The following is a 3472-nucleotide window of genomic DNA, read 5'->3' on the forward strand; positions in this document are numbered from 1 at the left end:
AACAATTAAATACTGTGGGACACACAGAAATGTACGCTTGGGGAGTAGTCTTTAAGAGTGATTACCTTGTAGGTGTAGACGGACTAGACATGAAACTGTAAGACCAAAATTAGCTTTGCTAGTAGCGGCAAGATTCAGCCCAAGAATCTCCGCACTTTTAGGGCGGAGAGTGTCAAGACAGATGTATTAGCAGCTGCCTGTAAGCATCCCACCAAAAAACTAATGCGCTCCGGGGTTTGGGGGCGGCGCCACGCCCCCAACGGGGGGTTTGGGTAGGGTTGATTCATGAATCAACCCTACCTGGAATCAACCCTACCTGGAATCAACCCTACCTGGAATCAACCCTACCTGGAATCAACCCTAGGGGTTTGGGGGGTTCTACCCCCCAAAAGCTCGGATTGAGCGATAAAATCGCAAGTAATACTAAATCCGTTGAGTATAGGCTACATATCAGGAGAGGCACTGACTTGAAAATAGAGGCTGAAATAACGCCAATTCGTCAATCAGAATATTTTCATGCTTGGCGGTGCCAACTTTGGCATCGGGACTGCTGATCGCTGATCGCTAAACTTGCACTCCTACTCGATCGCTCCTGCTTGTTGTAATAAAGAAACGATCGCCTGATGGTGATTAAATTTAGCTAACATTAAAGCGGTCATTCCCCCTTGATTTTTCTGATTTAAGTTCACCTTTCCCCCGTCTAACAGGACTTTAACCGTGTCGAGACAACCGTGATAACTAGCCCACATTAACGGGGAAGCACCGCTAAAATCGAGTTTATTGACATCGGCACCGATATCGATTAACCAGCGCACCAATTGACTATTATTGTCCTCACAAGCTTTCATAAGGACGGTTTTGCCATCGGGATAAACGGCGTTGGCATTAGCCCCGTATTCGAGGAGATAACGGCAGATTTCCGTAAATTGGCGCTGTAAAGCTAAAGTTAACGGTGTTTCTCCCTGCTGAGTTAGGTTAGGCTCCGCTCCTTGTTTTAACAATTCTAAAACGATCGCTTCGTATCCCTGCACCGTGGCGATAAGCAAGGGTGTATCACCAAAATGGTTACGGTGATTGACAAAAGCGCCAGCTTGTAGTAAGGCCTGGACGATCTCTAAATGTCCTTCGATCGTCCCTAAATGCAGGGCCGTTTCTCCCGCCTGATTTTGATTGTCAACACGGGCCCCCTGAGCAAGTAAAAGTCGGACAATATCGAAATATCCCTCAGCAGCGGCGATCATCAGGGCAGTTTCTCCCTCCTCCGTGCTAATGTTCGGATTGGCTCCCGCTTGCAGTAAAGTTTGTACGCTGCCGAGATTTCCCTTCTCTACAGCCAAAATTAGGGGAGTCTCCCCGGATAAAGTGGGAGCATCGAGGGGCATACCACGGGTAATAAACAATTCGAGGATTTCTGGGCAATTGGCGACGAGAGCCTGTAACCAAGCTTGTTGACGGATTTCTTCATCTACACCACGATCGAGCAGTAAATGGACAATTGCGGCGTAATTTTGTTTGATCGCTACAGATAAAGCCGTATCTCCATCCTGATCGCGCATATTGACCCGAGCGCCGGCGGTTAATAACTGTTCTGCGATCGCTGTATGACCCTTATAAGTGGCGATCATTAGTGCTGGTGTACCATCTTGATTGACCTGATTGACATTAGCACTGGCGGCGATTAATTGAGCAAGGATTTGACTGTGATTGAGGGCAGCCGCTAACATGAGAGGGCTTAAACCTTGAGGTTGTTTACTTTTGTTGATATCAGCCCCAAATTCTCGCAAAATTGCCACAATTTCCCTATGACCCCCCTGCACGGCATAGATTAAAGCCGTAGTATTTTGCCCATCAGTGGCGTTGACATTTGCCCCCTGACTCAGTAAAGCTTGAACCCGCGCGAGATTGCCCTGACGCGCCGCTTGTATTAACAAGATATCCCAATTAGAAGCCATTAACAGTGACCGATCGGCAGAAAGTATTTTTTCTATTATCGATCTTTCTAGACAGGTAAACGGACAGAAAAGCTACTACCCCGTTCTAATTCTGAGGTGACGGCAATAGTTCCCCCATGAGCATCGATAATGCGACGGGAGAGATAAAGTCCTAACCCATTGTTGGAACTGTCTGGGGAACCGGAGTACAGACGCTCGAAAATCCGGGGTAGTTCTTCTGCTGAAATTCCTATACCAGTATCCTCGACGACAATGGTGACAAAAGTATCTTCCTCTGTAGCGGGGATGAGATGAATTTTCACATCACCCTTTTGGGTAAATTTAATCGCATTGCCGATGAGATTGGTAAAAACGCGCCGCAGTTCCAAGCGATCGCCAGTTAGGAAAATTTCCCCGGCATTTTCGGCATTTAAGCTTAATTCTAGTCCTTTTTCTCGGGCAAGGGGAGTTAACTGCTGACAGACTTCTTCGAGAATATCGATAATCTTTAATTTAGTAAAATTAAGTATCTTTTCGCCGTTTTCATAACAATAAACTTCCAAAAGATTATTAACCATTTCCAAGAGATTTTGATTACTGCGAATAATCACATGAATGACTCGACTCATTTCGGGAGTAATCTCACCGTATAAACCTTCTTGAAATAGTTCTAATATGTGATTGACAGACACTAAGGGAGTTCGCAAATCGTGGGTCATCCTCGAAACAAAATCTTCTTTTTGTCTAGCCAATTGCTCTTTTTCTTGTTTGGCAATCGCCACTTCTTGTTCCGCTTCATAGATGCGTAGGGCGTTTCGCATCGCTTGATTTAAGCGCGAGGCAGAAAGACGAAATTTACTCAGATAATCGGAAGCACCGGCTTTCATCATATCTACGGCAATTCCTTCGTCTCCGTGACCGGTTAAAACAATTAGGGGTATTTTAAGTCCCTGTTGCCGAATTTCCCGCACCAAAGTCAAACCATCTCGATCGGGTAGAAGATAATCGATAAACATACAGTCGAAAAGATTATTGGACATCTTTTCTTTAGCCTCTTGATAGTCAGCGGCTTCTGTTATTTCTATCGCCATCTCCGATGTTCTTAAGAATCGGCGCACGGCGATCCGATCTACTTCATTATCATCAACAATTAGAATTCTTAACTGGTTTAACATTGCCAATTTAAATCTGAATTTCATTACTGTCTGATCTACCCTGATAGAATACCTTGAATCGGGTTCGATGGTCAAGACATTTTCGAGGTCGATTCTTACAGCTTTTTTCTTAAAGATGAAGTATAACCTAATTTGCTATTGACGACCGAATCGTGACGACTGGCCCCCCAAAACGAAAAATTAGTACCTCACTATTAAGATGACTGCCACAATCGGAAACAATACTTAGGGTCTGCTGAAAAAGTTTTTCGGTGGTGGCAGGGTGTGGGGTGTGGGGTGTGGGGTGTGGGGTGTGGGGTTTTACCAGTTTTGAGGTGGCCAATTACCTAATTTTCAGGGAAAAAGTCCAGGAATTTTCCCCCCGAT

At 45.2% G+C, this 3472-nt stretch carries 3 protein-coding genes; all 3 read right to left on the reverse strand.

Annotated elements, in window-relative coordinates; all coding sequences use genetic code 11:
* Positions 1-578 precede the first annotated feature (578 nt).
* The 3 genes from PX482_RS17655 to PX482_RS17665 all read right to left on the reverse strand — a co-directional run bounded on the left by PX482_RS17655 (position 579) and on the right by PX482_RS17665 (position 3428).
* Positions 579-1979, reverse strand: coding sequence for an ankyrin repeat domain-containing protein (locus PX482_RS17655; RefSeq protein ID WP_323131880.1), 1401 nt, complete (start codon positions 1977-1979; stop codon positions 579-581).
* A gap of 20 nt (positions 1980-1999) precedes the next feature.
* Positions 2000-3106: a hybrid sensor histidine kinase/response regulator gene (locus PX482_RS17660; RefSeq protein ID WP_002761065.1), complete on the reverse strand. Its 1107-nt coding sequence runs from the start codon at positions 3104-3106 to the stop codon at positions 2000-2002.
* 127 nt (positions 3107-3233) lie between these two features.
* On the reverse strand, positions 3234-3428 hold the full coding sequence (locus tag PX482_RS17665) for a hypothetical protein (RefSeq protein ID WP_196219851.1): 195 nt from the start codon (positions 3426-3428) through the stop codon (positions 3234-3236).
* Between the last annotated feature and the right edge of the window lie 44 nt (positions 3429-3472).

It is taken from the genome of Microcystis sp. M53602_WE12 (assembly GCF_030065455.1).
Taxonomy (GTDB): Bacteria; Cyanobacteriota; Cyanobacteriia; order Cyanobacteriales; family Microcystaceae; genus Microcystis; species Microcystis aeruginosa.

Excerpts from the sequence above, each read along its gene's own strand:
- PX482_RS17660 (WP_002761065.1), bottom strand. The coding sequence starts at position 3,106 with ATGTTAAACCAGTTAAGAATTCTAATTGTTGATGATAATGAAGTAGAT.